Below are 4,239 nucleotides of genomic sequence, written 5' to 3'. Positions count from 1 at the left end.
TGCGGCGTGGACCGCTGACAGATCGTCGCGGTGCGGCCCGGCGGTCGCACGCCCCGCTGCGGCGTCGATACGGCGGCGAGAGGCAAATAGTCTTTTGAGCGCCTCCGTGTCGTGCGCCCCCTTCCGCGCCGCGCCTTCGCTGTCGACCAGCGTCAGCAGCGGGCGCGCGAACGGCGCGTCGGGTTGGTCGGCGAGTTCGGCTGACAGCCCTGCCAGCATATGCTGCCGCGCCGTATCCATCGCCGCGCCATGTTCGGCGAGCTGCGCTTCGAGGCTCGTCAGCCACTGCTGGTCGGCTTGCGCGGGATCGGCGAGCAGCTTGCCGCGTGCACGAAGCGCCGCCTCGTAACGATTGCTGTGCTGCGCATGCCGCGGATCAAGCGCCAGCACCAGCCGGTCAAGAAAACGCCGCCGGTTGCCCGCGGTCTCGACGAACAATCGGTCCATCGCGGGGGTCAACCACAACACCGCCAGCCAGTCGCCGAGCGCGGTCGCCGCGGCGGTCGCGCCATTGATGCGCACGATCCGCCGCCCCGGCTGCGCGGCCTCGATCCCCGTTCCCAGCGCCACCGGTGCCAAGTCCGCTCCTGCCTGAACCTCGGCAAAAACGGCAAAGCCGCCGCTCGCCCCGTCGCGCACCATGTCGGACAACGCCGCCCGCCGGAGGCCGCGGCCGGGCGCGAGCAGCGAAATCGCTTCCAATATGTTGGTCTTGCCCGCGCCATTGTCGCCGTGCAGCGCGACGAGTCCCGGGGCGGCCGCCATGTCCGCGCCGGCATGATTGCGAAAATCGGTCAGCGAAAGGCGGGTCAGCGTCATCTGCCTGCCCGCCTACCCCAGCCCCTCGCGCGATTCCAGTCCGACGCCAAGCCTGGTTCCGTCGAATATTTTCCGACTAGCGGGAATTTTCACCATCTTGGCGTAATTTTCGCGACGAAATAATCTGTCGCGAACCAAAAAACCCCACTTAACCGCCAATGAATGAAATTGGCACGGTCCCTGCAACAGTGTCGGCATCCACCGGATGGCCCGGAATGGAAGGTTCAAGGAAGGAAAATATCATGGCCCATTTCAATGTCGACTCGTTCAAGAGCTACGCGATTGCCGCTGTTGCTTCGCTCTACTGCTCGATGATGTTCCTGGCTGCTGTTGGCCCGAACGCTGCCCACTTCGGCGGACTGGTCGCCTGACCAGTCCCCTACCCCGCCAATAACGCCGGCCACACCGCCGGGATGGAAAGGAAAGAAATGAAACAGGGTTTTCGCAAGAATCGTCGCGACGGGATGATCTTCGGCGTATGCGCCGGGATGTCAGACCAGTTCGGCATCGACGTCTTGTGGACGCGCGTCGGCTTTGTCGCCCTGACGCTGTTGGGCTTCGGCCTGCCTCTGCTGCTGTACCTCGCCGTCGCGATCCTCGCGCCGTAGGACAGGGCATAAGGGCCGGACACGCTTTCGAAGCGCAGTCGCACCGGCCCGCATATTCCCAGGACCAAGGGCTCACCGGCCACCCCGGTGGGCCCTTTTCATTATATCGAGAGAGTGGTCGGACAGAAATCGGTCGATCCGCCCCCTCCTATTCGCCTTCGATAGAACGGATGGCTTTCGCGGGATTTCCCGCGGCAAGCGTATTCGCGCGCACGTCGCGTGTGACAACCGACCCCGCAGCCACGACCGAATTTTCGCCGACGGTTACGCCGCCGATAATCGTAACACCCGCCGCGATCCATGCCCCCTTCCCGATAACGATCGGCCTTCCGAGAAGGCAGGCGTGTCGCTGTGACGGTGCGACGGGGTGTTCAGAGGTGATCAGGCTTACATTCGGTCCGATCATGACATCGTCGCCGAGCGTGATGTCGGCTAGCGCGTAGAACGTGCAATTCTGGTTTATGAAGACGCGGTCTCCCACCCGGATATTGTTTCCGCAATCGGTGTAGAATGGTGGAACAAGGCGAAAGTTCTCACCTACCTTGGTAGAACAAAGCGTCTCGAACAGCGCCTGGATCTCTTCTGTGTCCGCATAGCCCAGACGATTGAGGAGCGGCGTGATCGCCATGGCTCTTTCCACATCGGCGGCAAACTGTTTCGATTCGGGTGTACGCCTCGGAATGATTCTGACGCTTCCTTCTCTCGACATGGACAGCTTCCTTCCAAACATATGCGATTGCGTCGCGCATCGTCGAAACCGCGATAGGGGAGCGGTCATGCCGCCGCCAGTCGGCTTCCGCTCCCGATCCTTCGGGCAACGAAAAAGCCCCGCCGGATCGCTCCGGCGGGGCTCATTCTGTCAGCCGAAAGAGCTGCGAGGGGTTATTCCTCGCCTTCGCCTTCGGGGCGTTCCTCGACCATCACATCGTCGGTCGTGAAGTCCTCACCCTGGACCTTGCCCAGCGGATCGTCGCCGATCGCCGCCTCGGGGCCCTGCGCCAGTTCGGCTTCATGCTCCTCGGCGGCGGTCGCCGGCGCGATCAGATGCTCCTGGTTCGCGGCGCGCATGGCGGCGCGAAGCGCGGCATCCTTCGACGACGCGGTGACGCGGACGCGGTTCATGGCAGCGCCGGTACCCGCAGGGATGAGGCGGCCGACGATGACATTTTCCTTGAGGCCCTGCAGCGAGTCGATCTTGCCCTGCACCGAAGCCTCGGTGAGAACGCGGGTCGTCTCCTGGAAGGATGCGGCCGAAACGAAGCTGCGGGTCTGCAACGACGCCTTGGTAATCCCGAGCAGGACCGGACGGCCCTCCGCGGGAACGCCGTTCTTCGGCAGCTTGGCGTTATACTCCATCATCTCCAGATAATCGAGCTGTTCGCCCGGCAGCAACGTGGTGTCGCCGCCCGACGTGATCTCGACCTTCTGCAGCATCTGGCGAACGATCACCTCGATGTGCTTGTCGTTGATCTTCACGCCCTGCAGTCGATAGACTTCCTGGATTTCCGCGACGAGATATTCGGCCAGCGCCTCGACACCCATGACGTCGAGGATGTCGTGCGGGTTCGGTGAACCGCTGATCAGCGCGTCGCCGCGCTTGACCTGGTCGCCTTCCTGCACTTCCAGCACCTTCGACTTCGGAATGAGGTACTCGATCGGATCGCCTTCTTCCGGAACGATCGCGATCTTGCGCTTCGCCTTGTAATCCTTGACGAATTCAATGCGACCGCTGATCTTCGCGATAACGCTGTTGTCCTTCGGAATGCGCGCTTCGAACAGCTCGGCAACACGCGGCAGACCGCCGGTGATGTCGCGCGTCTTCGACGCCTCGCGGCTGACACGCGCCAGAACGTCGCCCGCCTGCACTTCCTGACCGTCCTCGACCGACAGCATCGTGCCGACCGCGAGCAGGTAGCGTGCCGCTTCACCCGACTGATCGTCGAGCAAGGTCAGGCGCGGCTGAAGGTCTTCCTTCTTGGCGCGGCCCGCCGAGCGATATTCGATCACGACGCGCTGGGCGATGCCCGTTGCTTCGTCGACCTGTTCGATCAGGGTCTTGGTATCTTCCAGATCCTGATACTTCACGACGCCCTGCTTTTCAGTGATGAGCGGCATGGTGAACGGATCCCATTCGGCGATCCGGTCGCCCTTCTTCACCTTCTCACCGTCCTTGTGCATGATCTGTGCACCATAGGGCAGCTTGTGCGTCGCGCGTTCGCGGCCTTCGGCGTCGATGATCGCGATTTCGCCCGAACGCGACAGCGCCAGACGGCGGCCACGCTGGTCGACGATCGTCGCCATGTCGCGATATTCGATCGTGCCGTCCGAAATCGCTTCGGCGTTCGACTGCTCGTTGACCTGCGCCGCACCACCGATGTGGAACGTACGCATCGTCAGCTGCGTGCCCGGCTCACCGATCGACTGCGCGGCGATAACGCCGACAGCTTCACCGATGTTGACCGGCGTTCCGCGCGCAAGGTCGCGGCCATAGCATTTGCCGCAAACACCCAGCACCGCTTCGCAGACCAGCGGCGAACGGATCTTGACCGACTGGACCTCGGCATCTTCGATCCGCTGCGTCGTCGGCTCGTCGAGCAGCGTGCCCACCGGCGCGATGACATTGCCGTCCTTGTCGACGACGTCTTCGAGCGTGGTACGGCCGAGGATGCGTTCGCCCAGCGAGGCGATCGTCGAACCGCCCTGGATGATCGCGCGCATTTCCATGCCGCGTTCGGTGCCGCAATCTTCCTCGATCACGACGCAGTCCTGCGACACGTCGACCAGACGGCGGGTCAGGTAACCCGAGTTCGCC

Annotated in this window: 4 protein-coding genes and 1 pseudogene; 2 read left to right on the top strand and 3 right to left on the bottom strand. The window is 63.2% G+C overall.

The window, feature by feature from the left end; translation table 11 throughout:
• Positions 1-819, bottom strand: an 819-nt coding sequence (locus VN047_RS16920; protein ID WP_325544704.1) for an AAA family ATPase, incomplete at its 3' end; no start/stop codon positions are given.
• 242 nt (positions 820-1,061) lie between these two features.
• Between VN047_RS16920 and VN047_RS16915 the strand changes: the two genes are divergently transcribed.
• Together VN047_RS16915 and VN047_RS16910 are read left to right on the top strand one after the other, a co-directional pair.
• Positions 1,062-1,190 (top strand): hypothetical protein, encoded by a 129-nt coding sequence (locus VN047_RS16915; protein WP_268746382.1) that lies wholly within the window; start codon positions 1,062-1,064, stop codon positions 1,188-1,190.
• A 57-nt stretch (positions 1,191-1,247) separates the two neighbouring features.
• Complete coding sequence (locus VN047_RS16910; protein WP_039580111.1) at positions 1,248-1,427, top strand: PspC domain-containing protein; 180 nt, start codon at positions 1,248-1,250, stop codon at positions 1,425-1,427.
• 148 nt (positions 1,428-1,575) lie between these two features.
• On the opposite strand, the gene VN047_RS16905 is transcribed toward VN047_RS16910, so the two are convergent.
• Positions 1,576-2,136, bottom strand: coding sequence for a sugar O-acetyltransferase (locus VN047_RS16905; protein WP_325544702.1), 561 nt, complete (start codon positions 2,134-2,136; stop codon positions 1,576-1,578).
• A 173-nt stretch (positions 2,137-2,309) separates the two neighbouring features.
• Positions 2,310-4,239 (bottom strand): annotated as a pseudogene (locus VN047_RS16900) (DNA-directed RNA polymerase subunit beta'); the annotation flags it as partial.

Origin of the sequence: Sphingopyxis sp., assembly GCF_035565275.1 — a bacterium.
Lineage (GTDB): Bacteria > Pseudomonadota > Alphaproteobacteria > Sphingomonadales > Sphingomonadaceae > Sphingopyxis.
This window is presented reverse-complemented; position numbering and strand designations above follow the sequence as displayed.